The 26320-nt window shown below is 65.7% G+C and carries 23 protein-coding genes and 1 tRNA gene; 15 read left to right on the top strand and 9 right to left on the bottom strand.

Going from position 1 to position 26320, the window contains the following annotated elements; genetic code table 11:
* Positions 1–11 precede the first annotated feature (11 nt).
* A complete protein-coding gene (locus OHB26_RS21220; protein ID WP_330179018.1) occupies positions 12–1202 on the top strand; it encodes a serine hydrolase domain-containing protein in 1191 nt (396 codons plus the stop codon).
* Positions 1203–1246: 44 nt separating this feature from the next.
* Complete coding sequence (locus OHB26_RS21215; protein ID WP_442943031.1) at positions 1247–2314, top strand: agmatine deiminase family protein; 1068 nt, start codon at positions 1247–1249, stop codon at positions 2312–2314.
* Between the two features lie 2 nt (positions 2315–2316).
* On the opposite strand, the gene OHB26_RS21210 is transcribed toward OHB26_RS21215, so the two are convergent.
* Together OHB26_RS21210 and OHB26_RS21205 are read right to left on the bottom strand one after the other, a co-directional pair.
* Entirely contained in the window at positions 2317–2913 is a 597-nt protein-coding gene (locus OHB26_RS21210; protein WP_330179017.1) for a DinB family protein, read from the bottom strand.
* A gap of 115 nt (positions 2914–3028) precedes the next feature.
* Positions 3029–4093, bottom strand: a complete 1065-nt coding sequence (locus OHB26_RS21205) for a phosphotransferase family protein (protein WP_330185729.1) — start codon at positions 4091–4093, stop codon at positions 3029–3031.
* A 116-nt stretch (positions 4094–4209) separates the two neighbouring features.
* On the opposite strand from OHB26_RS21205, the gene pabB reads away from it, so the two are divergent.
* On the top strand, positions 4210–6372 hold the full coding sequence (gene pabB / locus OHB26_RS21200; protein ID WP_330179016.1) for an aminodeoxychorismate synthase: 2163 nt from the start codon (positions 4210–4212) through the stop codon (positions 6370–6372).
* 379 nt (positions 6373–6751) lie between these two features.
* On the opposite strand, the gene OHB26_RS21195 is transcribed toward pabB, so the two are convergent.
* Positions 6752–7243, bottom strand: a complete 492-nt coding sequence (locus OHB26_RS21195) for a hypothetical protein (protein ID WP_330179015.1) — start codon at positions 7241–7243, stop codon at positions 6752–6754.
* Between the two features lie 105 nt (positions 7244–7348).
* Between OHB26_RS21195 and OHB26_RS21190 the strand changes: the two genes are divergently transcribed.
* Complete coding sequence (locus tag OHB26_RS21190; RefSeq protein WP_330179014.1) at positions 7349–8959, top strand: TerD family protein; 1611 nt, start codon at positions 7349–7351, stop codon at positions 8957–8959.
* A 306-nt stretch (positions 8960–9265) separates the two neighbouring features.
* Here the strand turns inward: OHB26_RS21190 and OHB26_RS21185 are convergent, their stop codons facing one another.
* Complete coding sequence (locus OHB26_RS21185; protein WP_330179013.1) at positions 9266–10075, bottom strand: hypothetical protein; 810 nt, start codon at positions 10073–10075, stop codon at positions 9266–9268.
* Positions 10076–10227: 152 nt separating this feature from the next.
* Here OHB26_RS21185 and OHB26_RS21180 point away from each other — a divergent pair, with 152 nt between their 5' ends.
* Positions 10228–10602 (top strand): ArsR/SmtB family transcription factor, encoded by a 375-nt coding sequence (locus tag OHB26_RS21180; protein ID WP_330179012.1) that lies wholly within the window; start codon positions 10228–10230, stop codon positions 10600–10602.
* Between the two features lie 104 nt (positions 10603–10706).
* Positions 10707–12320: a flavin-containing monooxygenase gene (locus OHB26_RS21175; protein WP_330179011.1), complete on the top strand. Its 1614-nt coding sequence runs from the start codon at positions 10707–10709 to the stop codon at positions 12318–12320.
* A gap of 73 nt (positions 12321–12393) precedes the next feature.
* On the opposite strand, the gene OHB26_RS21170 is transcribed toward OHB26_RS21175, so the two are convergent.
* Complete coding sequence (locus tag OHB26_RS21170) at positions 12394–13431, bottom strand: alpha/beta hydrolase (protein WP_442942693.1); 1038 nt, start codon at positions 13429–13431, stop codon at positions 12394–12396.
* 214 nt (positions 13432–13645) lie between these two features.
* Here OHB26_RS21170 and OHB26_RS21165 point away from each other — a divergent pair, with 214 nt between their 5' ends.
* The 6 genes from OHB26_RS21165 (at position 13646) to OHB26_RS21140 (ending at position 19747) form a co-directional block, all read left to right on the top strand.
* Positions 13646–14056, top strand: coding sequence for a PaaI family thioesterase (locus OHB26_RS21165; protein ID WP_330179010.1), 411 nt, complete (start codon positions 13646–13648; stop codon positions 14054–14056).
* An 80-nt stretch (positions 14057–14136) separates the two neighbouring features.
* A complete protein-coding gene (mraY, locus tag OHB26_RS21160) occupies positions 14137–15213 on the top strand; it encodes a phospho-N-acetylmuramoyl-pentapeptide-transferase (RefSeq protein ID WP_330179009.1) in 1077 nt (358 codons plus the stop codon).
* Positions 15214–15263: 50 nt separating this feature from the next.
* On the top strand, positions 15264–15719 hold the full coding sequence (locus tag OHB26_RS21155; protein WP_330179008.1) for a hypothetical protein: 456 nt from the start codon (positions 15264–15266) through the stop codon (positions 15717–15719).
* A gap of 189 nt (positions 15720–15908) precedes the next feature.
* Positions 15909–16814, top strand: coding sequence for a metal-dependent hydrolase (locus OHB26_RS21150; RefSeq protein ID WP_330179007.1), 906 nt, complete (start codon positions 15909–15911; stop codon positions 16812–16814).
* Positions 16815–16834: 20 nt separating this feature from the next.
* On the top strand, positions 16835–17944 hold the full coding sequence (locus OHB26_RS21145) for a PDR/VanB family oxidoreductase (RefSeq protein WP_330185727.1): 1110 nt from the start codon (positions 16835–16837) through the stop codon (positions 17942–17944).
* Between the two features lie 42 nt (positions 17945–17986).
* Entirely contained in the window at positions 17987–19747 is a 1761-nt protein-coding gene (locus OHB26_RS21140) for an SDR family oxidoreductase (RefSeq protein ID WP_442942692.1), read from the top strand.
* A 376-nt stretch (positions 19748–20123) separates the two neighbouring features.
* Here OHB26_RS21140 and OHB26_RS21135 read toward each other — a convergent pair whose 3' ends face one another.
* The 4 genes from OHB26_RS21135 to OHB26_RS21120 form a co-directional block, all read right to left on the bottom strand.
* Positions 20124–21509, bottom strand: coding sequence for an IS1380 family transposase (locus tag OHB26_RS21135; protein WP_330179005.1), 1386 nt, complete (start codon positions 21507–21509; stop codon positions 20124–20126).
* 420 nt (positions 21510–21929) lie between these two features.
* A complete protein-coding gene (locus OHB26_RS21130) occupies positions 21930–22421 on the bottom strand; it encodes a hypothetical protein (protein ID WP_330179004.1) in 492 nt (163 codons plus the stop codon).
* A 105-nt stretch (positions 22422–22526) separates the two neighbouring features.
* Entirely contained in the window at positions 22527–23543 is a 1017-nt protein-coding gene (locus OHB26_RS21125) for a TerC/Alx family metal homeostasis membrane protein (protein ID WP_330179003.1), read from the bottom strand.
* Between the two features lie 227 nt (positions 23544–23770).
* Positions 23771–24199 (bottom strand): nitroreductase family deazaflavin-dependent oxidoreductase, encoded by a 429-nt coding sequence (locus tag OHB26_RS21120; protein WP_330179002.1) that lies wholly within the window; start codon positions 24197–24199, stop codon positions 23771–23773.
* 195 nt (positions 24200–24394) lie between these two features.
* On the opposite strand from OHB26_RS21120, the gene OHB26_RS21115 reads away from it, so the two are divergent.
* The 3 genes from OHB26_RS21115 to OHB26_RS21105 all read left to right on the top strand — a co-directional run bounded on the left by OHB26_RS21115 (position 24395) and on the right by OHB26_RS21105 (position 25975).
* The gene (locus tag OHB26_RS21115; RefSeq protein WP_330185726.1) at positions 24395–24706 is read left to right on the top strand and encodes a DUF4234 domain-containing protein; all 312 of its coding nucleotides are present in this window, start codon (positions 24395–24397) and stop codon (positions 24704–24706) included.
* Positions 24707–24867: 161 nt separating this feature from the next.
* Positions 24868–24941, top strand: a tRNA-Ile gene (locus OHB26_RS21110).
* Positions 24942–25039: 98 nt separating this feature from the next.
* Entirely contained in the window at positions 25040–25975 is a 936-nt protein-coding gene (locus tag OHB26_RS21105; RefSeq protein ID WP_330179001.1) for a tyrosine-type recombinase/integrase, read from the top strand.
* The last annotated feature ends 345 nt before the right edge of the window (positions 25976–26320 follow it).

The following is a 26320-nucleotide window of genomic DNA, read 5'->3' as shown; positions in this document are numbered from 1 at the left end:
TCGGTTCCACCATGAGTGAGCAGGTCACGGTCCACGGTGAGGTGGACAGCGGGTTCGGGGCGGTCGCGGATGCTTTTCGGCGGAATTTCGCCGCGCACGGCGAGATCGGGGCGGCGGTCGCCGTCTTCGACGGGGATCGGCCGGTGGTGGATCTGTGGGCGGGCTACCGCGATCGCAAGCGGCGGCTGGCATGGGAGCGGGACACCATGGCTCCGGTGTGGTCCTCCACCAAGGGCATGACGGCATTCGTGGTGGCGGCGGCGGTTTCCCGAGGATTGCTGGACTATGCGGCTCCGGTGGCACGGTACTGGCCGGAGTTCGCGGCGAACGGTAAGGAGTCGATCACCGTCCGCCAGCTGCTGGATCATCAGGCGGGACTGGCGGCATTGGATCGGACGGTGCGGCTGCGGGATATGGCGGATCTGGATGGGCTCGCCGCGATTCTGGCGGCACAGAAACCGTTGTGGCGGCCGGGAACTCGACACGGCTATCACCCGATCACGGCCGGGCTGTATCAGGGCGAACTGATCCGCCGGGTGGATCCCGGACACCGCACGCTCGGCCGGGTGTTCGCCGAGGATTTCGCGAAGCCGCTCGGCCTGGACTTCTATATCGGCCTGCCGGAGGCGGTTTCGCTGGATCGCGTCGCCACTCTCTCCGCCACCGAGGGCCTGGATATCCTGCGCTACGAACGTGATCTGCCGCTGCGGATCGGCGTGCAGCTGTACGCCAAGCGCGGACTCTCCTTCCGCGCCTTGAACTCTCCACAGGTCGGCGCGCCCGCCCGGGCCGCCCGCCGCGAATTCCTGGAGGTGGAGAGCCCGGCCGCCGGTGGTGTGGGCACCGCCCGCTCCCTGGCTCGCGTCTACGGTGCGGCGGCGGGCCGCACCGGCGAGCTGCCCATCGACGCGGAGCTGTTGGACCGCTTGGCATCCGCCGATACCGCACAGGAGGTGCCTGCCGAGGATCTGGTGCTGCTCACCCCGAGCCGCTACCACCTCGGCTTCCGAAAGTCCTGCGGCGGCTTCCGTTTCGGCACCGATGCGCGCGCCTACGGCACCACCGGCTACGGCGGCTCCTTCGGATTCGCCGATCCCGCAACGGGTCTGGGCTTCGGTTACACCATGAACCGCCTGGGCATGGCGGTCCTGGACGATGTGCGCTCCCGTAATCTCCGCGAGGCGCTGCGCCGCAGCGTCTGACCGCGTTCCTCCCCGGAACCGCCCCGAACACCCGCTAACCTCGTATTCGCCAACGGTTTGCCCGCACCTTTTTCGCGGGTGCCAACGAGGTCAGGAGTCGTTCGATGCAGCGATACCGGATGCCCGACGAAGGCCGCCCGCACCTGCGCACCTGGATGGCGTTCGGAGCGAGTGAGCAGGTCTGGACCGCCGACCTGCTCCCCCTGGCCCAGCGCGCTCTCGCCGATATCGCCCGCACCATCGCGCGTTTCGAACCGGTGTCCATGCTGGTGCGGCCCGACGAGCTCGCGGTGGCACGTGCGCTGGTCGGCCCGGACATCACCCTGTACGAGACACCCCTGGATGACCTGTGGCTGCGCGATTCGGGTCCGGTCTTCGTCTTCGACGAATCCGGCGCGCAGGCGGGTATCGACTGCAATTTCAATGGCTGGGGCGATAAGCAGGAGCATGCCGAGGATGCCATGACCGCCAGCTATGTGACCGCGCAGGCGGGCGCTGAGGCGGTGCATACCGAACTCGTCCTGGAGGGCGGCGGTATCGAGGTGGACGGCGAAGGGCTGGCCATCATCACCGAAAGCTGTGTGCTGAACGACAATCGGAATCCGGACTGGACCAAACCGGAGGTCGAGCAGGAGCTGGGGCGCCTGCTCGGCATCGAGAAGATCATCTGGCTGCCGGGTATCGCCGGGCGCGATATCACCGACGGGCACACCGATTTCTACGCCCGCTTCGCCCGCCCGGGCGTGGTGGTGGCCGGATTGGAGAACGATCCGGATGCCTTCGATTACGAGGTCACCCGCATCCATCAGGAGATCCTGAAGGAGGCCACCGATCAGCACGGTCGTCCCCTGCACCTCGAGATCATCGAGGGCCCGGACACCGTCCGCTCCGAGTGGGTGGACGGGGATTTCGCGGCGGGCTATATCAACTTCTACCTCTGCAATGGCGGTGTGATCGCCCCGCAGTTCGGCGATGCCCCGCGCGATACCGCGGCCGCGAACACGCTGCGGCGGCTGTTTCCGGATCGCGAGGTCGTCCAGGTGAATATCGATGCCATCGCGGCTGGAGGCGGCGGTATCCACTGCACCACCCAGCAGCAACCAGCGGTATAACCCTAAGCCGTTGCGGTGCCGCGGTTCTCGACATCGTGGGCATGGTGCACCACGTCATGCAGGAAGTACCTGCCCAGGGTCTGCACCGTGAAGAGTGAGCCGTTGCTGCGCTTGGCCGGATGGTTGAGCTCGTCCGCCGGAACGGATTCGTATGCGCGAGCGGTGGTTTCGGCGGCGGCGCGCAGGTCGGCGGCGACCCGCGTAATGTCCTGTGCCGCATAGTTCTCGGCGCGGGCGGTCTCGTCCTGGTCCCAGTTGGCGAACATGGGGATGCCGGAATCATCGATGGTGACCGCGGTGTCGTAGCCGCCGATCAGCGGGCCGGGGCGGGCCGAACCGGTGCGGGTGATATCGAGGCGGTGCTCGAAGATCCGGCACACATCGCGGACGTGCGCGGCGTACTCCAGCGCGGACCAGGTCGAATCGTCCGGCCGCACAGTGGCATTCGGAGCATTAAGGGCGGCGGTCAGCACCGCGGCGCTGGAGCGCACCCGACTCGGAATCGACTCGAACGCGGTGGCGCTCGGGTCGAATCCGCATTCGTCGCAGGTGCGCTCCAGCACCCAGGTCCAGTCCTTGGCATCGGGCACGATCGGCATATCGGTAACCTACGATGGCGCGAGCTTTTCGGCCACCGATATCCCGCCACGCGTCGCCAAGATCGCGACAGGTTTGCCGAACCGCGACCGCGATGGGAGCGGGTCGCGGCCCGGCTCACTCCATCAGCTGATGCGCCTTGCCGAACAGCTCCAGGGTGATGGCGTGCAGGAAGTCGCCAACTTCCTTGGGCGCCTTGCCCGCAGCCGCGCGGGCATAGGTGCCCTCCAGCACGATGCCGAGTTTGAAGCAGGCCAGCACCGTATACCAGGTGACATTGCTCAGGTCGCGGTCGGAGAACTTGCCGTAGTGCTCGGTCATCTCCGCCGCGGTGGGCAGGCCGCCGACCGCACCGAGGGAGCCGATGAGCGCCGCGCCGGTGGTGCCGGGCTCCGGGCGGGTCGCGATCTGCCAGCCCAGATCCAGCAGCGGATCACCGATGGTGGACATCTCCCAGTCGACCATGGCCGCGACCTGCGGGCCGTCATAGGAGAACATCATGTTGGCGAGGTGGCAGTCGCCGTGCAGGATGCCCGGTTGCCACTGCGCGGGGCGATTGCGGTCCAGCCATTCGCCGACGCGGTCGACGCCCGGGATCTCGGGTCCGGCATAGCCCTCATTGACGCTGTAGGACTCGAGTTCTTTGAGCCAGCGCGGAACCTGACGCTCCAGGAAGCCTTCCGGCTTGCCGTAATCCGAGAGTCCGAGCGCCTCGTGGTCGAGTGCGCCGAGCCGGGCGATGGCCTCCACGGCCGAGAGTCCCATCTGCCGCCGGATCTCCGGATCGCCCGCGTGCAGCGGGGGCAGTTCGTTCTGCGGGTTGAAGCCGATGATCGGCTCCATCAGATAGAAGTTGGCCCCGATGAGCGATTCATCGGCCCCGGCCGCGATGACGCGGGGCGCGCGCACGCCGGTGCCGGCGAGGGCTTCGAGGATGCGGGATTCGCGGCGGATCACATTGTTGCTGGCGGCCCGCAGATGTTTGGGCCCGCGTCGCAGCACGTAGTCGCGTCCACCCCTGGTGAAGCGCAGCATGATGTTCTGGGTGCCGCCGCCGAGGGGTTTCACCTCCTCGAATTCGCCGCCGGGCAAGCCCTGCTCATCCATCCACTTCCCGACGACCGCGAAGTCGACGAGGTCGCGATCCACATCGACCGGCTGCACTTCAGACATGCCCCACATTGTGCCGTAACCGTCCAGCACAACTGAAGGCATATGCCAGCAGAAGTGGCGGTGGCCTCGTTCACGCAGGTCGAGACCCGGGGCGCGGGGTGGCGTGGCGTAAAGTTGCCAGCCAAATGCGCACGCTGCTGATCGACAACTACGACTCGTTCACCTACAACCTGTATCAGCTGATCAGTCAGGTGAACGGGGTGGAGCCCGTCGTCGTGCGCAATGACGAGGTAGCGGAGTTGGACCTCACGGGGTTCGACAACATCGTCATCTCGCCCGGGCCGGGCAGGCCGGATATCGCACGGGATTTCGGGATCTCGGCCGGGTTGATCGCGGATTCCGAACTCCCATTGCTCGGCGTTTGCCTCGGACATCAGGGCATTGTGATCGCGGCGGGCGGGGCGGTGACCGCCGCTCCCCGGGCCCGGCACGGATATCCGGATCGGATAACCCACGACGGGCGTGAGTTGTTCGCCGATGTGCCACAGGACTTCACGGCGGTGCGCTACCACTCGCTGTGCGCCGCACGGCCATTGCCCGAGACACTCGAGGTCACCGCGACCGCCCCGGACGGCGTGATCATGGGTATCCGGCATCGCTACCGCCCGCAGTGGGGCGTGCAGTTCCACCCCGAATCGATTTCCAGCGAATACGGCGAACTGCTGCTGCGCAATTTCGCGGATCTCACCCGCGCGCATCGGAGCCGCACCGGGGATGCGCCGAAGCACGCACCTCCTATCTCGCGCACATCCGGGTCCGGAGCCGGCTTTGTCAGCACGCGGGCGATATCCCCCCACCTCGGGAATGGGCGAGACCAAATCGCCTCTGCCGGAATCCATTACCGTGTCGAGCAGATCGTGCTCGACCGGGCCGTCGACACGGAGGCGGTATTCGATCGGCTGTACCGCGAGTCACCCACTGCGTTCTGGCTGGACAGTGAGCATGTGGAGCCGGGACTGGACCGGTTCTCGTTCCTGGGTGACGCATCCGGCCCCTTGGCCGAAACCGTCCGCTACCGAGTGGGTTCGGGCGTGGTCGAGGTCGCATCAGCCGCCGGGACGCGGATGGTGCCGGGCGGGGTGCTGGATTACCTATCCGGCGAGCTACGCCGCAGACAGATCGAATTCCCGGATGTGCCTTTCGATTTCGTCGGCGGATACGTGGGATATCTCGGCTACGAGATGAAGGCCGATTGTGGTGCGGAGCTCGCGCACCAGGCACCGACCCCGGACGCACAGTGGCTCTTCGCCGATCGGCTGATCGTGGTGGATCACGAAGCGGGGCGCACCTATCTACTCGCCCTCGCCGAATCGACAGCGGATTCTCCTGTCGCAGCCCGGGATTGGCTGGTTGGCACCCGCGCGACTCTGGAAAGGCTGCCGACCTGGGCGAATCCGCCGGATCTGGAGCTTCATACCGATGAGGGCATGGTCGCTCCCCTGCTGACGCGGGGGCGCGACCGGTATCTCGCCGATGTCGAAGCCTGTCAGGCGCAGTTGGTTGCGGGCGAGTCGTACGAAATCTGCATTACCGACAGCGCGTATCTCCCGGCCGACGGTGACGGGTTGAGCGTCTATCGCACGCTGCGGCGCTGTAATCCGGCTCCCTACGCGGCTTTTCTGCGTTTCGAGGGCCTGGAGGTGGCATCGTCCTCCCCCGAGCGGTTCCTCAAACTGGATCGGGCACGGACGGTGGAGAGCAAGCCGATCAAGGGCACCGCACCGCGCGGGCACACCCCAGCCGAGGATGAGCGGCTGGCGCGGGAGTTGGCACTGGATCCGAAGACGCGCGCGGAGAATCTCATGATCGTGGATCTGCTCCGCAATGATCTCGGCCGGGTCTGCGAGATCGGCTCGGTGCATGTTCCCAAGCTCATGGCGGTGGAGACGTATACGACTCTGCACCAACTGGTTTCGACGGTGCGCGGCACCCTGCGCCCGCACCTGGACGTGATCGACGTACTGCGCGCCTGCTTCCCCGGCGGCTCCATGACCGGTGCGCCGAAGCGGCGCACCATGGAGATCATCGACGGCCTCGAAACCGAGGCCCGCGGCATCTACTCCGGCGCCATCGGCTTCCTCGGCCTGGGCGGTACCGCCGACCTGAATATCGTCATCCGAACAGCGGTGCGCCACAACGGTTCCTGGCGGGTGGGCGCGGGCGGTGCGATCGTCCTGGACTCGGACCCGCACGCCGAATACCAGGAAATGCTCTGGAAGGCAGCGACAGCCCTCCGAGCCCTCCCCGGCCTCGCGGTCCCCCCGAAAACCCCACTCCCCTCCGCCTGACCGAACGAACCCCCTCGCCATCCCCGAACGCCGAGCGAACTCGCCTCGCTGCCCCCGGCCGAGCGGACTCCCCTCGCCACCCCAGGCCGAGCGAACTCCCCTCGCCACCCCAGGCCGAGCGAACTCCCCTCGCCACCCCAGGCCGAGCGAACTCCCCTCGCCACCCCAGGCCGAGCGAACTCCCCTCGCCACCCCAGGCCGAGCGAACTCCCCTCGCCACCCCGGCGCGAGCGAACTCCCTTCGCCACCCCAGGCCGAGCGAACTCCCCTCGCCACCCCCACGCGAGCGAACTCCCTTCGCCACCCCGGCGCGCTTTTGGCCGGGATCCACCTCGGCCAGTGTGGATCCCAGCCAAAACCATGCCGGGATGACGAAGGCTTATTTGATTCGGCGCGGCCTCGGCAGGGGTGGTTCGGGCTCGGGAACTTCGCGGGTGATGCCGGCGAGACGGCCAAGCAGGGAGACTCCGGGCAGCTTCTCCAGTCGTGACATGGCCTCCTCACCGGCGGCGGAGATGGACTCCAGGCGGGTGAGAAGTTTGTCGTAGGTGACCAGGGCCGGTTCGGCCAGCGTCAGGGTGCGGTCCAGGCGGTCGATGGTGGAGTTGAGGCGTTCGACCGCGACGGTGAGGCTCTCGATGAGATCGGGGAGTTGAGCGGCCAGGTGCATGGAGGCCGGGGGTAGGCGAACGGCGGTATCGAATGCCTGGGTGGCGGTGAGTTGCGCGGAGTCGAGGGCGTCACCGGCGGCGGCCTGCGCGGCGACGACGGCGGCCTGGGCGGCGGCGAGGATCTCGCTTGGCGTGGGCACGCGCGGGGATTGCGGTTTGCCGCGCGGGGGCTGGCGGCCGGGGCCCTTGGGTGTGGTCATGATTCCACTGTGCCGCAGCTTGGGTGCCGCGTAAATCCTGGCGCGCACCGGGCCTTCTCCGGCGCTTCGGAGGGTGTCGGGGGTGCGTGGCATAGTTCGATCACAATGAAACTCACCAAGGGTGGTCATGCGCCGGTACCGACATCGCTTCTGACGGTTGTCCTTTCGTGGCAGTCCGATCATGAGCTGGATGCGCACGCCTTGCTGCTGTCCGATAGCGGGCAGGTGCGCTCGGATCGGGATTTCGTCTTCTTCAACGCACCCCGGCATGTGTCGCAGGCCGTGACCTTGGATCCGGAGCCGGATCCGGGGACCGCGAGACTCTCGGTCTCGCTGCCGCGCACCGAATCCGAGGTGGAGCGGATTGTGGTGACCGGGTCGGTACCGGACTCCTTCGCCGCGGTGCCGGGATTGATTCTCACGGTCTTCGACCACAATCGGCCGGTCGCCTGGTTCGAGATCACCGAGGCGGAATCGGTGCGCGCCATGATGTTCGGTGAGTTCTACCGGCGCGAAGGCGAGTGGCGCTTCCGGGCCATCGGGCAGGGGTGGGCCAGCGGACTGGCCGGAATCGTCACCGAATTCGGGGTCCACGTGGACGATCCGGACGAGGTGGAGCGGGCGGTGCCGCCCCCGCCCCCGGTCTTGCCGCCGAATCCGGAACGGGCGGACTGGCATCCGGATCCCGAGGGGGCGGGGCGACTGCGCTGGTGGGATGGCCGGGATTGGACGGCTACGACGCGGTCGGCACCGTCCGAGGATGCCCGGCATTGCTCCCGGTGCGGGCGTCCTCGGCGCTGGCGACTGTTCGGCGGCCCCGCGCCGTGCCGAGACTGCGCCGAGGAGATCGAGGCGTATCTGTCGGGCTGGCGCGGGCGGGCCGAGCGGGTGCTGCGCGCGGGCGGGCCGCGTGGCGACGACTGGGATGGGCTGTGGACCGCACTGCGCTATCAGCGAATCGACGCCGCGGCCGGCTTCGGCACCTTGAAACCACTGGCGCACGACCATGTGGAGCGCCTGGTGGCGTTCGCGTTCGCGGACGGCAGTATCGAACAGTCCGAGATGGATGATTTCGACGCCGCGATCACCGCGCTGGCACTGGACGGACCGCTCATCGAGGATCTGCGCCGTCGAATGGGCCGCGGCCGCATGCTGACTCGGCTGCGCGGTGGCGAGCTCCCGATACTGGGCGCGGCCGGGCTGCACCTCGATCCCGCGGAGCAACTGCATCTGAATGTCCCCGCCATTCACATTCGCCAGCTGGCGCGCGGTCCGAAGCTCACCGAGGGGCGACTCATCTGCAGCAATAAGAAGCTGCGCTTCACCGGTCCGGATACCGGTACCGAGATGCCTTGGGCCCGTGTGGTTTCGGTGACCACCACGAGCGGTCGAGTGGCGGTCTCGGCCACCTCGGCGCGCGGCGGCGCGATCTTCGAGGTCGCCGATCCGGATCATGTCGCCGCCACCATGGAGGGCGCGCTGCGGGTGGCCAAACGACTGACCCTGTCCCCCGGCCGCCGCGATACCCGCAGTATCTCCCAGGACATCAAGGCTCAGGTCTGGCAGCGGGACGGCGGTAAATGCGTCGAGTGCGGCGATAGCCACTACCTCGAGTTCGACCACATCATCCCGCTCAGCCGCGGTGGCGCGACCAGCGCCGCCAACCTCCAAATCCTGTGCCGCGCCTGCAATCGCACAAAGGGCGCCAATATCTGACCGCTCGTGGTGCGCCACACCGCGCCACCCCTCGACCACGCTGTCGAGGACCGTCACCCGGCCGGTTCGCCATGGAATCGGCCGCTGACCCCTCTCAATCCTGGGCGAATGCGGCACGCCGCGGTATCCGGAATCCCCCGGAGAATTCCGGATTCGCATCCGACTCCGGCATGACTCCCGCGTCCTCGCCGCACTACTCCCCTCATCCTCGGGGAGTAGCCTCTCGTCATCCCGGCGCGCTTCTTGGCCGGGATCCACCTCGGTCAGAAGATCCCGGCCAAAACCATGCCGGGATGACGAGCGGTGTCAGTTGCGGCGGAGGCGTTGGACGGCGGGTTCGGCGCAGAATTGCTGGGTGGCCTGGTCTTCGGACAGGCCCATGGTGTTGAGGCCGCCGGAATCCGTTGCGGTGCAAGTGGTTCCGGCCACTTTTCCGGTGCCGTCGTCGATGGGGCGGACCTGGGCGGTGAGCAGCGGCTGGAGTTTGTCGGCGACGAAGGTCCAGAACTGGATATCCCAACTGGCGTACCCGATGCGGGCGGAGACCAGTACGTAGTTCGCGGCGGAGGTGTCCATGCCGACCCCGGAGAGTTCACCGGCGCGGTGGTAGTCCAGGGCGTCGCCGGTGACGTGATAGATGGCGTAGCGGGCGTTCGCGGTGGTCAGCGCGAGGGGGACGATCAGTTCGTCGCGGCCGTCATTGTCCAGGTCCCGAAGTTTCGGGACGGTTCCGGAGGCGTCGGTATCCGGTTCGACAATGGTCTGGCGCACCCGGTGGCCGTCACCGAACACACTGACGGTGGTGACGATATGCGCCCGACCGCCGGTGTGCCGGACTTCGAAGCCGAGTCCGGCGGGATCATGGGATTGTAGTAGACAGTCGGGAACCGTTGCGGCCGTGCCGATATCGCCGCAGGGCGCGAGTGAGGTGGCCGGGTTCGCGCCGGGCGCTTCGGCGGTGGGTGGTGGTTCGGTGCCCGGTGTGGCGGTGGCGGAGACCACCGGCGCCACGCTGGCCTCGAGGGTGGCGGCGGGTTCCGCGCTGTCTCGCTGGGCGCAGCCGGTCAGCAGTAGTGCCGAAACCGCGGCTGTAGCGGCCGCAAGGTTCCTCCACATACCGGCGAGGATAGCGGTCCACGCAGGTGGCCGCACCGGTCTGGACCGGGCTGCTGTGTGCGCGTATCACCCGGGGCGCGATAGCTACACTTGCTGCAACTACGGCCGCGCGGATGTGGGGCGGCGAGGTGATGACGGCAGGAGGGTGAGTGGTGGCGAGCAAGCGCGACGCGGAGGCGCTGTCGACCGCCGCTCCCAGTCTCGCGCACCGCATCGATCCCGATCAGGCTCGCCTGGACGCCGCCACCGAGACCTTCCGCATGCTCTCGGATCCGACTCGGCTGCATATTCTCTGGATTCTCGCCTCGGGTGAGGCAGATGTCAGCGCGCTCACCGAGGCGTGTGACGCATCCAGGACCGCGGTCAGCCAGCATCTGGCCAAGCTGCGGTTCACCGGACTCGTGGATACCCGGCGCGAGGGCCGCCGCATCATCTACCGCATTCGCGACGGGCATCTCGCGCGCCTGGTGCGCGAGGGTCTGAACCACGCGGATCACGTGGTCACGGGCGAACCCACGCACGAATAACCTCTTCGCCTCCTGGTCAGTGGGACGTACTCTCGCGACCTGCCGCTGCGCGCTTGACGATATGCCTAGTCGAAATAGTTCTAGACGAAGGCGAGAGGGCACGCATGCATGCCAGCGCGGAGCAGGCCGGTCAATACGATGTGATCATCATCGGCGCGGGATTCGCCGGGCTCTACGGTGTCCATCGGGCGGCCCGCGCCGGATTGAATGTGCTGGGCCTGGAGGCCGGTGCGGATGTCGGCGGCACCTGGTTCTGGAACCGCTATCCGGGCGCACGCTGCGATGTGGAGAGCGTCGACTACTCCTACTCGTTCGATGAGGAGCTGCAGCAGAGTTGGACCTGGACCGAGCGTTTCGCCGCGCAGCCGGAGATCCTGGCCTATATCAATCACGTGGCCGACCGCTTCGATCTGAAGCGGCGCTACCGCTTCGAGCAGACCGTCACCGCGGCCCACTTCGACGATGCCACCGCGATCTGGACACTGACCACCGCCTCGGGTGAGCAATTCCGTTCCCGCTTCGTGGTTTTCGCCACCGGCTGCCTCTCCGCGCCGATCAAGCCGAATATCCCGGGCGTGGAGACCTTTGCGGGCGAGGAGCTTTTCACCGCCCGCTGGCCGGAGGAGGGCGCATCCTTCGAGGGCAAGCGGGTCGGCGTCATCGGCACCGGTTCGTCGGGCATCCAGGTCTCCCCCATCATCGCGCGGGAAGCGCAGGCACTCACCGTCTTCCAGCGCTCCCCCAATTTCAGTGTGCCCATGCCGAATCGACCGTGGACCGATGCGGAGCAGGCGCAGATCCGCGCCACCTACCGTCAGCGCCGGGAGAAGTCCTACTACGCCCCGGCCGCCACCCCGCACCCCAGTATCCAGACCAAGGCCCTGGAGCTGAGCGCGCAGGAGCGTCAGAAGGCCATGGAGGACCGCTGGAATGGCGGCGGGGTGCTGTTCAACAAGGTGTTCCCGGATCAGAACAGCGATATGGCCGCCAATGAGGTCGTGCGTGAGTTCGCGGTCGCCAAGATTCGCGCCAAAGTCGAAAGCCCGGCTGTCGCAGACGATCTCATTCCGAATGATCATCCGATCGGCACCAAGCGCATCTGCACCGATTCGGGCTACTACGAGATGTTCAATCGCCCGAATGTATCGCTGGTGAATCTGCGCCGCGAGCCCATCGAGGAGATCACCCCGACCGGTATTCGCACCGGCGACAAGTTCATCGAGATCGACACCCTGGTCTACGCAACGGGTTTCGATGCCATGACGGGGGCGCTCCTGCGCATCGACATCCGGGGCGCGCGCAATACCCGGCTCCGCGATACCTGGGCGGACGGCCCGGTCACCTACCTGGGCTTCGGTATTCACGGTTTCCCGAATATGTTCAGCATCAACAGCGTCGGCACCCCGTCGGTCATGGCGAATATGGTGCTGCACTCCGAACAGCAGCTGGATTGGGTGCTCGCCCTGGTCGAACGCTGCCGCGCGCTGGGGATTCGGCAGGTCGAGGCGCGCGCGGAGGCCGCGGCCAAGTGGACCGATCACCTCATGGAGGTCGCCGAGGGCACGCTCTTCGTGAAGGCCAACTCGTGGTACATGGGCGCGAATGTCGAGGGTAAGAAGCGGGTATTCATGCCGTACATCGGCGGTTTCGGCAATTACCGCCGCTTCTGCGACGACGAGCGCGAGAGCGGCTACCCGAATTTCGAGTTCAGCGAGTAACAGATAAAGGCACCGGCTCGCCTCCACATCCCCTTGGAGGCGAGCCGGTGTCTTTGTGTGAAAGGAACTCCGGTCAGGCGGGCAATCCGAGTCCGGCTGCCAGCACGGGCCAGGAATTCTTCAGGTCATCCTGCCAGTAGCCCCAGGAGTGGGTGCCGGTAGGAGTGAAGTTGAAGGTGGCCGGAATGCCGAGCTGGCCCAGTTTGGCCTGCAAATTGTGCGAGCAATAGTTGGTGGCGGCCTCGAGCGCGCCGCCCAGGCCGACCTGATTGACCAGACCTCCCCAGCCGGGCAGGGTGTGCGGACCGTCGAGAGTGTCCCACGGACCCGGCAGGCCGGAGCCGCTGGAGATATACAGATTCAGTCCGCGCAGCTGATCGGCGTGCACATAGGGATCATTGGCCGCCCACATCGGATCACCCTGCGGGCCATACATATTCGCCGCATCGCCGCCACCCGCGGCCACCACGGTATTGACGAAGTTCCAGCCGATGGGATCACTGATCTGCGCGCAGCCGCTGTACGAGGCCACCGACTGGTAGAGCCCGGGCGCGGCGATGGGCAGTTGCAGCACCGAGGTGCCCGCCATGGAGAGTCCGGCAATCGCATTGCGCCCGTTGGTGTTCAGCGCGCGGTCGATGAGCGGCGGCAGCTCCTCGGTGAGGAAGGTCTTCCACTTGTTCACGCCCAGCTTGGGATCGGGTTCGTTCCAGTCGGTGTAGTAGCTGAAGCCGCCACCCACCGGCTGCACCACATTGACATCCTTATCGGAGAGGAAGTTCAGCGCATCGGTCTGCCGCTGCCAGGTGGCGGAGTCCTCGCCGCCGCCCGCGCCATTGAGCAGGTAGAGCACCGGGGCCGAGGCGGAGGTGTCGGCGGGGCGCTGGACGTCGACCTCGATGTTCTTGTCCATGGCGGCCGAGTAGACCTGAAGCTTCAGCGTCCGGGCGTCACCCGCGGTGCTCGAGACGATCTCGGAACCGTCCGCGGAGGTGCCCGACGGACCGACCATGGCCGGGGAATCAGCGGAGGCGGTACCCGCGGCGATCGGTAGCAGGACGGTTGCGGTCAACGCGATAACCGCGCTCCCCCAGGTCTTCGACAAACGCACGCGGGTTATCTCCTCTGTAGAAAATGTTTCTCTCCGGAAAGAGTTCACCCTGCCTCAGTTCACTGTGCATTTGCTGGCCCGAACCTGATCGCCTGCTGAGAGAGCCCGCTCGGCCGCTGTCAGCGCGATCACAAGGGGGCCGACGGGGGCTGATGCGCACGCATTACCCGCGAGGTAATCGACGGGCGGACGAGGTTCGGGCACAGTCTTTTCCATGACTGAATTCCCAGTGGATCCGATCGGCGCGAAAATCTTCAGCACCATGCCGTTCGCCGACCGGCTCGGTATCGAGGTGCTCGAGCACGGCGCGGAGCAGGTGCGCAGCCGGCTCGCATGGGATGAATCGCTGTGCACGCTGGGCGGCGCGATGCACGGTGGCGTCCTCATGGCGCTGGCGGATTCGACCGGCGCGGTCTGTGCGTTCCTGAATCTGCCCGAGGGTAAGCAGGGCACCACGACGGTGGAGTCGAAGACGAATTTCCTGCGGGGTGTGCGCTCGGGCTATGCCACCGCCACCGCCCGGCCGCTGCACGCGGGCCGCAGTTTCATCGTCGTGGAGACCGAAATCCGTGATGACGCGGGCAAACTCGTCGCCAAGATCACCCAGACGCAGGCGGTGCTCTAGCCACAGCCCAACCCACCCGTGCACCGTGCCGGTGCTGGCGATAGCGTCAAGGCGAACGTTCGGCAGCATGAGGTGGGCAGATGAGGCAGATTCTTTTCGCGGTGATGATCGCGCTGGCGGTGTCGATTACCTTGACACCGCTGCTGATCAGGCTGTTCGCGAAAAGGAATGTCGGACAGGAGATCCGGTCCGACGGTCCGGCCAGTCATCAGGCCAAGCGCGGCACCCCGACCATGGGCGGTATCGCCATCCTGATCGGTATGTGGGCCGGATATCTGGGCTCGCATCTGATCGGAATCCGCTATGACGCAGAGGGTTTGACCGTCTCGGGTCTGCTGGTGCTGGGTTTGGCGACGGCGCTGGGCGTCGTGGGCTTCCTGGACGACTTCATCAAGCTCACCAAACGCCGCAATCTCGGCCTCACCGCCAAGGGCAAGTACCTCGGGCAGGTCACCGCGGCCGTGGTCTTCGGCGTACTGGCACTGCGCTTTCCGAACAACTCCGGCCTGACGCCCGCGAGCCGCCATCTCTCGTATGTCCGGGACTACACCTTCTTGTATTTCAGCGTGGCCGTCTTCCTCATCTTCGTGGTGTTCCTGGTGGTGGCCTGGTCCAATGCCGTCAATATCACCGACGGGCTCGATGGTCTGGCCGCGGGTTCCATGGCGCTGGCACTGGGCGCGTACGTCATCGTCACGCTCTGGCAGTACACCAACGCCTGTTCGATCAAGCCCGGTCCGGCCTGCTATTCGGTCCGCGATCCGCTGGATCTGGCGCTGGTCTGCGCCTCGGGCGCGGCGGCCTGCATCGGCTTCCTGTGGTGGAATGCCAATCCCGCCAAGATCTTCATGGGCGATACCGGTTCGCTGGCACTGGGCGGACTGATCGCGGGCCTGTCCATCACCACCCGCACCGAACTGCTGATGGCGGTCATCGGCGCGCTCTTCGTCGCCGAGATCCTGTCGGTGGCCCTGCAGATCGCGGTCTTCCGGACCACCCGCACCCGCCTGTTCAAGATGGCCCCGTTCCACCATCATTTCGAGCTCAGCACCTGGCCGGAGACGGCCGTCATCATCCGTTTCTGGCTCTTGGGCGGGATCTCCGCGGGCGTGGGCCTGATGCTCTTCTACGGCGAACACCTCGCGACCGCGCACTGACCTGCCTACAGTCGGAAGTCGGGTCGGGACTTCGAACTGAGAGGACATCTATGAAGGTAAGGGCATTCTTCGGCGTCGCCATGGCCGCCGCGGCCGTCGCGCTGGCCGGAACCTCGGTCGCGCACGCCGACTCGGACGAAGTGAACGTCAACGACTACCTGATCGGCGATACCGCGTACTTCAACACCGGTATCGCCAGCTGCTCGATCAAGGCGAACGGCGATGTCGGCTGCGATATCCAATCCGGTATCGCCAAGTGGCTCAATATAATCCCGATCACCGATCTCGCCATCGATATGCCGTTCCTGCCGGCACACCCGACCTTCGGCGCATTCGGCCACTACGGCCGCTCGGATGCCCAGGTGTTGGGTGGTGGCCCGATCGGCTACGGCTCGACCATCAACTACGCCGGGGCCAGCTGCCACGGCGGCGGGCGCGGCGGGTTCAGCTGTACCGCGAAGGGCCACGGTTTCAGCTTCGGCTGGTCCGGTACGCAGACCAGTTGAGCCATCCGAACCCCCGCTGGCCTGCGCCATCGGGGGTTCGTTGTGCGACCGACACGGATTTAGCTGTAACCGTGGGTTCCATATATGCGTAGAATATTGCTACGCTCACGCAGCAAAAGTGGCTGTGGGTCTGCTGGACCCGCCGTCGACACCATGAAGCTGTGTCATTGGAACGAACCAGGAGTATCGATGAAGCTACTTCCGAAACTGGCGCGCCGCGAGGTGACCGAGCCCGGTGAGGTAGCCCTGCACGCCCGAAATGTGCAGTTCGACTGGTCCCGGACGGCACCCGTGTGGATGACCGCGGAACCGATCGCCTCCCATGTCCTGAACGCGCTGAGCATGCTGCTGCCCGAGGGCGAGCGCATGTTCCTGGTCACCTACGGCGAAGCCCTGGAACTGGTGCGGGACGAGAAGCTCCGTGAAGCCATGATCGGCTTCATCGGCCAGGAGTCCATGCACGCCGAAAGCCATAACGGAGCCCTCGAAGAGGTCCTCGCCGCGCACGGTATCGACGTGGAACCCTATGTGCGACAGGCGGAATTCCTCTTCCGCAAGACCCTGGGCCACCGCGACATGCCGACCGCCGCGGCACAGCAGCAGGTGCTGGTCGAACGCCTCGGCGTCATCGCCACCCTGGAGCATTTCTTCGCATTCCTCGGCGATTGGATACTCAACGCCGATCTGGAGAAGTTCGACGCCGATCCGCAGATGCTGGACCTGTTCCGCTGGCACGGGGCCGAAGAGGTCGAGCATCGGATGGTCGCGCACGATGTGGCCGAGTACTTCGGAGTCGGATACCTGCGGCGCGGGGCGCTCATGCTGATCGTCTTCCCGATCTTCATCGCACTACTGCTGCGCGGCACGAAGTACCTGGTGCATCAGGATCCGACGCTGCCCAATCATCGGTATCCCATGCTGGTCGGTAGGATCTTCGCGGCCATGTGGCGGGGTTCGGTGCCCGGCATTCCGTCGCTGCTGATCAGCGCGCTGTCCACCTTCAAGCCCGGCTATTCTCCCGAACCGGTCGGCTCGACCGCGCAGGCCCTGGCCTACCTGGCGCAGTCCCCGGCGGCCCGGATCATGGCCTCGTGACCGTTCGGACCGAACCCGAGATGAACGTCATTCGGCCCGTCCCCGCCGAGCCACCGCTGGACCTGTACGGGAAGGCGCGCTCGGACCGGGCGACCCGGGTACTGGATCTGATAGCCGAATCCCGTTTGCGCTGGACCACTTTCGTAAACCGGAAGCAGCCGCCCGCACCGGTCGACGATCGGCGGATTCCGCTGGTGCTGGTCGAGCGCCGGGTGGAGGCGCACGACACCGATGTGATCAGCCTGATGTTCACCGCACCGGACGGGCGGGCCCTGCCAGTATGGCGGCCCGGCGCCCATCTGGATCTGGAGTTGCCGTCGGGGCGGGTACGCCAGTACTCGCTGTGCGGCGATCCGGCCGATCGGCACGCGTATCGAATCGCGGTGCGCCGCATACCGAATGGTGGCGGTGGCTCGCTCGAAGTACACGAGACGCTCACCGTGGGCACGCCGGTGACGGTGCGCGGGCCGCGCAACGCCTTCCCGTTCGTGCTCCCCGGTTATGGATCCTCCGCTGCCCGAGTGCATTTCGTGGCGGGTGGCATCGGGATCACGCCGATCCTGCCGATGGTGCGGATGGCGCATCGACTCGGCGTGGACTGGACCATGACCTATGTCGGCCGCAGCCGCGACGCCATTCCCTTTCTGGCGGAGGTGGAGTCGTTCGGATCGCGGGTCACCGTGCGCACCGATGACGAGCACGGCCTGCCCACCGCCGCCGATCTACTGACCGGGGTCGGTACCGACACCTCGATCTACTGCTGCGGACCGGTCGTCATGACCCAGGCGATCGCCGATGCGGTGCGTGAGATGCCTGGCGTCGAGATGTACTCCGAGCGCTTCTCCCCGCCGCCGGTGGTGAACGGCACCGCCTTCCAGGTGGAGCTGGCCCGCACCGGCGAGATCATCGATGTGCCCGCGGACAAGTCGGTACTGGAGGAAGTGCTGAAAGTCCGCCCGGACAGCCCGTATTCGTGTCGTCAGGGGTTCTGCCGCACCTGCAAGGTGAGCACGCTCGCCGGCGCGGTCGAGCACCGTGACACCGTACTCACCGATTCCGAGCGCACAGCGGGCGAAATGCTCATCTGCGTATCCCGTTGTACCGGCGACCGTTTGGTGCTGGACCTCTGACTGCCCCTCCGGCTCCATACCTCTAGCCTCATGGAGAAGATCGTGACCGAGACCATCATTCCCGCCTCCGAGCGGATCGTCCGCAGTGGCGAATTCGATATCGCCGTATACGAATACGGTGAGCCGTCGGCGGAGACCATTGTGCTGGTGCACGGCTGGCCCGATGACAATCATCTGTGGGATCGCGTGGTGCCGCTGCTGGCCGACCGGTTCCACGTCGTCACCTACGACACCCGCGGGCACGGTCGTTCCACCCGCACCGATCGCACCGAGGACTACCGGCTGGAGCATTTCGCCGCCGACTTCTTCGCGGTCGCGGATGCGGTGAGCCCGGACGCCCCCGTGCACGTGCTGGCGCACGACTGGGGTTCGGTGGAGATGTGGGAGGCGGTGTGCGAGCCCCAAGCCGCTTCGCGCATAGCGTCTTTCACCTCGGTCTCGGGTCCGAACCTGGACCATATGGGCACCTGGATGCAGAAGAATGTCGCGCGCGGCAAACTGTGGGGGCCGTTCACCCAGCTGCTGTCATCGACCTACACCGGACTGTTCATGACGCCGGTGCTGCCGCGGGTGCTGCTGCGCCCGCTCGGCACCGAGAAGGTGTGGTCGCGGTTCGTCGGGCTGATGAACGACACCTCGCCCGAGAACATCAAATTCGGGCCGGAGTTCCGCCGCGACTTCTTCGACGGTATGCGGATCTACCGCGCGAATATCCTGCAGCGCGTGACGGGTCCGCGCGAGCGCCGCACCGAAGTGCCGGTGCAGTTGATCATCGCCCGGCGCGATGTGGCGGTGCGGCCCGCACCGTACGCCGATACTCGGGAGTGGGCGCCGAACCTGTACCGGCGCGAGGTCGGCGGCGGGCACTGGCTGCCGTTCTCGCATCCGGAGCTGCTCGCGACCTCCACCGTCGAGCTCATCGATTCGCTGCGCACCGGGGAGACCTCGCGGGCGCTGCGGCGGGCCGAAGTCGGCAGGGAGCAGCGGAGTTTCGAGGATCAGCTGCTGGTCATCACCGGCGGCGGCAGCGGTATCGGGCGCGAGACCGCGCTGGCCTTCGCCCGGCAGGGCGCGGAGGTGGTGCTCTCGGACATCAATCTCGACTCCGCCAAGGAGACCGCCGAACTCATTGCGCGCGAAGGAGGTACGGCGCACGCGTATCAGCTGGACGTCTCCTCCGCGGCGGCCGTCACCGAGCATGCCGCGACCGTGATCGCCGCGCACGGTGTGCCGGACATCCTGATCAACAACGCCGGTATCGGGCAGGCGGGCGACTTCTTCGACACGCCCGCGGCGGAGTTCGATCGCGTGCTCAATATCAATCTCTACGGCGTGATAAACGGCTGCCGTGCTTTCGGCAAGGCCATGGCCGATCGTGGGCTCGGCGGACATATCGTGAATCTGTCTTCGATGGCGGCCTATACGCCGCAACGTGGTTTCTCGGCGTATTCGACGAGTAAGTCGGCGGTATTCATGTTCTCCGATTGTCTGCGGGCCGAGCTGTCCGGCAAGGGAATTGGCGTGCATACCATCTGCCCCGGAATTGTGCACACCAATATTGTTGCCAATACCCGGTTCTCCGGCGTCTCGGCGGAGGAAGAGGCTGCCAAGCAGCAGCGCTTCGACAAGCTGTACGCGACGCGCCGGTACGGGCCGGAGAAGGTCGCCGCGCAGATTCTCAAGTCGGTTGAGCAGGACCGGGACGTGGTTCCGGTGACGCCCGAGGCGTGGCTGCAGTACCGCTTCAACCGGTTCGCCCCGGCCGTGGCGCGGTTCTTCGCGGCACGCGTGAAGCTCACGTAACACGAAATAAGCATGCGCCCCTCGCGGATATCCGCGAGGGGCGTTTTCGTATCACTCTCCGAATTGCCGGTACCCAGTTCCACAGGTTTCCACACCCATATCTATTACCCGAATTTCCGGGTCTGCCGAATGCCTCGGCATCGCAGTAGCTTTCAGCTACAACGATTCACGCTGGGGAGGATGTGGCTCGCAATGGGCGCTCTAACCTCGATCTTTCGTGTGGCTGATGTGCCGGCCTGATCGGTTTCGGATTGGTGTTTCGATTGTAGTTTCCGGTTGTGGGGCAGGGCAGCCTGCCCGCGCAGCGGGCTGGCTGTCGGGCTCCACGGGCCCGGAGACTGGTCCTTTCAGGGTTGATGGTGTGGGTCGATGCTGTTCAGGTGGCTGCGAGGCGGTCGTGGGCGGTGGTGAGCAGGGACGTCCAGGGTGCGTGTCGGGCCAGATGTAACCGTGTGCGTCGGGCGTGGCGAGCGAGGCGCCCGGCCGTGGAGAACAGCCGTAGCCGAAGGGTTTTCGGTTCCCACCGGCGTGCGGGATGCTCGTGCAGTGCCAGCAGTTGCAGCCACGCGGTCAAATCCAGGGCGAGTTCGACGATGGCGCACCAGATCCGGTTGGCGGCGAAGTCGTGGAACGGAAGGTTGCGCAGCCCAGTGTCTTTCGCGTTTCTGATGCGGTCCTCGCAGCGGGCGCGGCGGCGGTGGCGCAATTCGAGGTCCGGGAGCTGGCCGCGGGTGGTGTTGGTGGCGAAGGCGGTCAACCGCAGCCCGTCCAGATCGGTGAACCGCAGTTGCGCACCCGGGTGCGGTTTTTCCTTGCGGACGATCACCCGCATGCCCGGTGGCCACCCGGACAACCCGATGATCCCGGTGATCTCGGCGACCCACGCCCCGGGCCGCACCTGTCCCTCGGCGTCGTAGGCCGGGGTCCACGCGGAGTTCGGGAGGTAGGCGTCCATGGCGGCGACGACCGATTCGGTGAGACCGAATCCGACCGAGTACTGCAACCGCCGCGCATGGCAGTAGCCCACGAATTCATGGGTGCCGCCACCGGCATCGGTGCGCACCAACACTTTCCGGCCCACTCGATATCCCGGGGCCCACGGCAACTGGCCCAGCGCTGCGGCCAGGACCTTCTTGTGATCGGCGGCGGTGTTCGCCCCGGCGTTACCGGGCCGCAGCAACATCGCGGCGGGCTCACCGGTGCCGTCGGAACCGTGGTCGATGAACGCGCACAGCGGGTGAAAACCGTAGCCCCGCTTGAATGTTGGGGCGGCGTGTTCTTTGTCACTGTGCGCGGTCACCAGCGTGGCATCGAGGTCGATGACCAGTGGACGATCAGCGTCGATGTCGTGGTCGGGGGCGCGCTCACCGGCCAGCGACCACGCGGTGGCCCGGGCTCGGGCGCGCGCGGAATCGATGGCGGACAACGCTTTCGGTGCATCCCCGGCCAATAGGGTGATCAACCGCGACACCGTCGGCCCCGAGGCGACCGGCCCGAACACCCCGGGCTCGGCGCGCAGTATCGAAAGATCCGCGACGCAGTCACCACCGATCGCCACCGCGACCGCCAGGTCGAGGAGGATCTTTCCGGGGTCATGGGTGGCCATCGACTTGCGCCACGGCGCGAACGCCGCTGATATTTCGCTGGTCAAACCCAGTTTCTCCGCGGTCCTGAGCAATAGGACCGCCCCGGCCTGGGTCACGATGCCCGATCCTTGGGCGTCGGTGCGCAACCGTGGATACGGCGAGATAGACTGCTTCACCAGAAAGGTGCTCCAAAACCTCGATCAATTCTTCCTTCGCAAGATGAATTATCGCGGGTCAGAGCACCTTTCGCCATTCCTGGGGGACCTCACCAGCAATTAGCGTGATCGGCCGAGGCTAATAGCTTTGGTAATTTTCATGGCGCTGATCGGGGCGACGTGGGCGATGGTCCGGGTGGGTCGTAACGCGGAGATCGAGACGCGGCGACCGCGCAATCGGCGGTCGAGCTACCGCCACGGCCTCAGTGGCGGCTCGAGCTCGAGCTACTACGACGGCGGTAGTGGCTGCGGCGGGGGTGGGCACGGCCATGGCGGCTGCGGCGGCGGGGGCTGCGGCGGGGGCTGCGGTGGTGGCGGAGGGGGTTGCGGCGGCGGAGGCGGCAGCTGACACCGACCACTCCGATTACGGCGCTGCGGGTTTCAGGCTTCGGCCCGCAGCGCCGTTTCGATGAGGTCGACCCGGTCCCGGGAGATGCCCCACGGATCATCCACTCCCACAACCGTATCCAGGTCCCAGAGCACGCATTCCTCACCCGGCCGCGCCACCATCGCCCAGGCGACCACGGTGCGGCCGAGCTGATCCACCATCGGATCGTTCGGGTCGCCCGAGCCCTCACCGGATGGGAAGTGGTGCAGGAAGCGGCCGTACGCGGCATTACAGAAGCGCTGATATCGCATGGTGCACAGAATGAGTCCGTGCCAGGCCTCATCCACCGCGAAGGACGGCATACCGATCACCTGCCCGTCCCGCATGGCCGCGCCGCAGCAGCGAAGCCATTGCCGCAGACCGGTTTCCACCAGTTCACGAGGCTGCCAGGGACAGGTCTTGTACACGGCCTCGGGAAGCACCAATTCGTCGACCACGCGGTTGATCCTGTCGACACCGATCGGCCGGAAACGTTGCAGCATCATGATTCACGGTACGTCGGAAGGCTGTGCGCGCACATGGCCTCGGTTTTTGGGGATCAGGGGTGGCGGCGGTAACCGCCGGGCAGTGCTGGCGCCCGGCGGCTCAGCTCAATTGGCCGGTTCGATCTCGGTCTGATCCTGGCCGCGGGTGGCGCGCAGGCTGGTGACGGTCACCGTCGCCAGCACCACCACGATCACCACGAGCGAAGCGGCCGTCGGGATGGTCGGTACACCGCTCCACACGCCGTGCGCCCAGTGCAGCACCAGCTTCACGCCGATGAAGGCGAGGATGGCGGCCAGGCCGTACGCCAGGTGCACCAGTCGCGAGAGCGCGGCGTGCAGCACGAAATACAGTGCGCGCAAACCGAGTAGCGCGAAGGCGTTGGTGGCGAACACCAGGAACGGGTCACCGGTGACGCCGTAGACGGCGGGCACGGAGTCGACGGCGAAGACCAGGTCGGTCGCCATCACGGCGGCCACCACCAGAGCCAGCGGGGTGAGGGCGCGGCGTCCGGCCTCCATGACAGTCATCTTGGTGCCGCGGTAGTCATCGGTGACCGGCATGAAGCGGCGCAGCAGTTTGACCGACTTCATGGACGACACATCGACGTCCTGCTCATGTCCGCCGGCGGCGTCGGCCAGCAGTTTCACTGCGGTGATCAGCAGGATCAGACCGAAGAGCAGGAAGGCCCAGTCGAGGGTGGCCAAGGCGGCCGCGCCGAGTGCGATGAAGATGCCGCGCAGCACGAGCGCCCCGGCGATGCCGTAGAGCAGTACACGCTGAGCCAAAGCCGCCGGGACCGCGAACGCGGAGAGCAGCAACATGAAGACGAAGAGGTTATCGACCGAGAGGGACTTCTCCAGCAAATATCCGGTGAAGAATTCCATGCCGGTGTTCGTGCCGTTTCGCGTCCACAGGAAGATGCCGAAGGCGACCGGCAGCGCGATGTAGAAGATCGTCCAGCCCAGCGCCTCACGCATGGAGACCTCGTGCGGGCGGCGCGTAATGGCGAAGTCGAGAATCAGCAGCGCCAGCACAACGCCGATGGTTCCAGCCCACAACCAGGGCGTACCAACGGATTCGATAGCGGCGGGACTCGCCAGGAAAGTTAGATCAGGACTCATTCGGGGACCTCCTCGGGCAGGAAAAACCGCCTGAGGTCTCCTTCACCCGTGCGGTTCGAACCACACAGCCTTGGGCAACCACCCGGGGATCACGATGGCGCGATCCGTACTGACCGGAATGATTCTTGGGAAGTACTCCCCTCGCCGCAGATAATAGCCGACCCTTAGCTCAGCTGTCCAACTCGCCGCGCCGTGACGGTGCTCATCTCGGCGCGGCTCACCCGACTCTACCTGGGGCTGAGCACGACCACGGCGATCTTGCGCGAGGTCTTCTCCTGATACTGCGCATATCGACCGCCATTGATCTTGTCGACCAACGCGAACCTGCGGGCGTACTCCGGATCGTCCGGATAGGTGGCTCGCGCGGTGACCTGAATCTTGGTGGTCCCGACCTGAATCTCGCAGTCCGGCTTGGCCTTCACATTCGCCAGCCACCCCGGCGGCCGCGAGGACCCGCCGTTGGACGCGGTCACCAGATAATCCTTGCCATCCTTGGCGTAGGTCAGCGCCGAGGTCCGCGGCTGCCCTGTCTTCCGTCCGACCGTCCGCAACAGCAGCGTCGGATTCCCGAACAGCAGCCGATGCCCGACCAGCCCGCCGCTCTTCTCATAGATGAACTGATGTCCACGGAGCACGTTCACGAACAGATTCGCCATGATTCCTCCAGCCGAGTGGTTAACGCCAGCCTAGGCGGTTCACGATCTGATCACGAAGCCACCGATACGGTCGCCTCACCCCGGCAACCCGGGACCCGAATTCCCCTCGACCCCAACAGGATTCACCATGATCCCCACCCAGGCGGCCACCCCATCCAACCCCGCAACCCCGTCCTGGCCTGGCTCGTCTGACCCCTGATCACCCTCGGCATCTACGTCGTCGTCTGGTACTACAAGATCCACAAGGAGATGGCCGAACTCCGCCGCGACCCCGAAGCCCCCGTCGCGGGCCCGTTGCTGGTCATGGTCTTCCTGTCCTGGACGGGCATCGCCGCCATCATCAGCTTCTGGCGCACCGGCAATCGCATCAAACAATCCCAAGAGCCCGCCGGCCTCGAGGGCGCCTGCAACCCGGTAGTCGCCTTCCTCCTGAACTTCGTCTTCGGCCTAGGAATCCTCTACTACCAGCTCGAACTCAACAAGATCGCCACCCACTACGCTCAGTAACGGAACCCGGTCTCCCCGAGGCAAATTCGGTCAAACCTCTCCCCCGGCTCGTCTGTCGCCGGGGGATTTCCCACCAAACTTACGACACCGTAGCCCCCAACTAGGCATCCCCCACAGGGTCGAGGTAGCATCGCGAGGCCCGCAGCTTCAACCTGCGGCCCGGGGCGGTAGCTCAGTCGGTTAGAGCCGTGGACTCATAATCCATTGGTCGCGGGTTCGAGCCCCGCCCGCCCCACTTATAGCGTCTGAGCTGCAAGTACTTGATGCAGACTCGTAGAGACGAACCAGTACACAGCACGTAGAGCTATGTATTCGGGCGTAAGATTCAGTCGTATGGGCGCGCTCGACCTGGATGATCTTCGAGAACTCAAGGATGACTTCGCGACCGAGCTGCGCCGCCGGAACCGGAGCAAGATCACCATCGACGGCTATCTGATGCGCATCGGCTACTTCGTCGACTACCTCATCGAGAACGAACTGCCGACTCTCGCACCGGAGGTCACCCGTGACCATGTCGGCAGTTTCATCGAGTCGCTACTGACGCGACCGAACAAGCGCTCAGGCAAGCCGCTCTCCCCCGAGTACGCACGAAGCAACTACCGTGCCCTGCAACAGTTCTTCAAATACCTTGCGGCAGAGGGGATCATAGCTAGCGACCCCTTCGACAAGATGACGCTGCCGGACGCTCCCGAAAACCTGACGGCAGTTCCGCCTGATGAAGCGCTCCGCGCCCTGCTTGCCGAGTGCGCGGGTACTGACTTCGAGGCGCTACGTGACACCGCCATCATCCGGATGTTCACCGATACCGGCTGTCGTGCAGGAGAACTCGCCGGATTAGACATCCCCGACCTCGACTTCGCTGAGAACACCGCCATGGTCATCGGCAAGGGACGCAGGCCGCGGACAGCCCCGTTCGGAGATAAAACCAGAGTCGCGCTCCGCAAATATCTACGAGCCCGCGCCAAACACCCGAAAGCCAAGAACGACGAAACAGCCCTCTGGCTCGGACGACAAGGCCGCATGACTGACCACGGCCTCCGTCAAATGCTCGAACGCCGCACCACAGCAGCCGGAATCGACCACATCCACCCCCACCAGTTCCGCCACTGGTTCGCCCACACCTGGCTAGCCAACGGCGGCCAGGAGCAAGACCTCATGATGCTCGCAGGCTGGCGCTCCCGCCAGATGCTCGACCGCTACGGCAAATCCGTCGCAGATGAACGAGCGAAGGCCGCGCACCGACGCGCGCGACTTGGCGACAAGTTGTGAAAGGTCCCGACTCACCCTCAGCGTCCCCGCACACGTTGGCTCATCCGAAGTGGTTCGGGCGATGCGTACTCTCAAAGCAATTGGGGTGAAATATGATTCACCTCGGCAGTGAAGGCGCGGGGAGGGCCAATGAGCGTCGCAGGCAACGCGATATCGGCGCTAGCTGTTCTGTCGGGTGTCCTACTCGGCGGATGGTTGACCATCAGGAATCAAGACCGGCAGTGGCATCGTGACCATCAGCGTGAATGGCGGGATATCCGCCTTCGAACCTACAACGAGTTTGTAGCCGCATATCGGCAGTATGTTGCTTTCGCCGTAGACCCAGCGGCTCGGATCACAGCAGTC

It is taken from the genome of Nocardia sp. NBC_01503 (assembly GCF_036327755.1).
In the GTDB taxonomy this organism is placed as follows: Bacteria; Actinomycetota; Actinomycetes; order Mycobacteriales; family Mycobacteriaceae; genus Nocardia.
Note: the sequence above shows the minus strand (reverse complement) of the source record. Positions and strands in the feature narration are given on the sequence as shown.

What these genes read in the sequence shown, in the direction of transcription:
- OHB26_RS21150 (WP_330179007.1), top strand. Translation starts at nt 15,909, where the DNA reads ATGAAGCTACTTCCGAAACTGGCGCGCCGCGAGGTGACCGAGCCCGGT.
- OHB26_RS21190 (WP_330179014.1), top strand. Translation starts at nt 7,349, where the DNA reads ATGAAACTCACCAAGGGTGGTCATGCGCCGGTACCGACATCGCTTCTG.
- pabB (WP_330179016.1), top strand. Translation starts at nt 4,210, where the DNA reads ATGCGCACGCTGCTGATCGACAACTACGACTCGTTCACCTACAACCTG.
- OHB26_RS21125 (WP_330179003.1), bottom strand. Translation starts at nt 23,543, where the DNA reads ATGAGTCCTGATCTAACTTTCCTGGCGAGTCCCGCCGCTATCGAATCC.
- OHB26_RS21145 (WP_330185727.1), top strand. Translation starts at nt 16,835, where the DNA reads ATGAACGTCATTCGGCCCGTCCCCGCCGAGCCACCGCTGGACCTGTAC.
- OHB26_RS21220 (WP_330179018.1), top strand. Translation starts at nt 12, where the DNA reads ATGAGTGAGCAGGTCACGGTCCACGGTGAGGTGGACAGCGGGTTCGGG.
- OHB26_RS21120 (WP_330179002.1), bottom strand. Translation starts at nt 24,199, where the DNA reads ATGGCGAATCTGTTCGTGAACGTGCTCCGTGGACATCAGTTCATCTAT.
- OHB26_RS21130 (WP_330179004.1), bottom strand. Translation starts at nt 22,421, where the DNA reads ATGATGCTGCAACGTTTCCGGCCGATCGGTGTCGACAGGATCAACCGC.
- OHB26_RS21205 (WP_330185729.1), bottom strand. Translation starts at nt 4,093, where the DNA reads ATGTGGGGCATGTCTGAAGTGCAGCCGGTCGATGTGGATCGCGACCTC.
- OHB26_RS21105 (WP_330179001.1), top strand. Translation starts at nt 25,040, where the DNA reads ATGGGCGCGCTCGACCTGGATGATCTTCGAGAACTCAAGGATGACTTC.
- OHB26_RS21165 (WP_330179010.1), top strand. Translation starts at nt 13,646, where the DNA reads ATGACTGAATTCCCAGTGGATCCGATCGGCGCGAAAATCTTCAGCACC.
- OHB26_RS21195 (WP_330179015.1), bottom strand. Translation starts at nt 7,243, where the DNA reads ATGACCACACCCAAGGGCCCCGGCCGCCAGCCCCCGCGCGGCAAACCG.
- mraY (WP_330179009.1), top strand. Translation starts at nt 14,137, where the DNA reads ATGAGGCAGATTCTTTTCGCGGTGATGATCGCGCTGGCGGTGTCGATT.
- OHB26_RS21185 (WP_330179013.1), bottom strand. Translation starts at nt 10,075, where the DNA reads ATGTGGAGGAACCTTGCGGCCGCTACAGCCGCGGTTTCGGCACTACTG.
- OHB26_RS21155 (WP_330179008.1), top strand. Translation starts at nt 15,264, where the DNA reads ATGAAGGTAAGGGCATTCTTCGGCGTCGCCATGGCCGCCGCGGCCGTC.
- OHB26_RS21210 (WP_330179017.1), bottom strand. Translation starts at nt 2,913, where the DNA reads ATGCCGATCGTGCCCGATGCCAAGGACTGGACCTGGGTGCTGGAGCGC.
- OHB26_RS21175 (WP_330179011.1), top strand. Translation starts at nt 10,707, where the DNA reads ATGCATGCCAGCGCGGAGCAGGCCGGTCAATACGATGTGATCATCATC.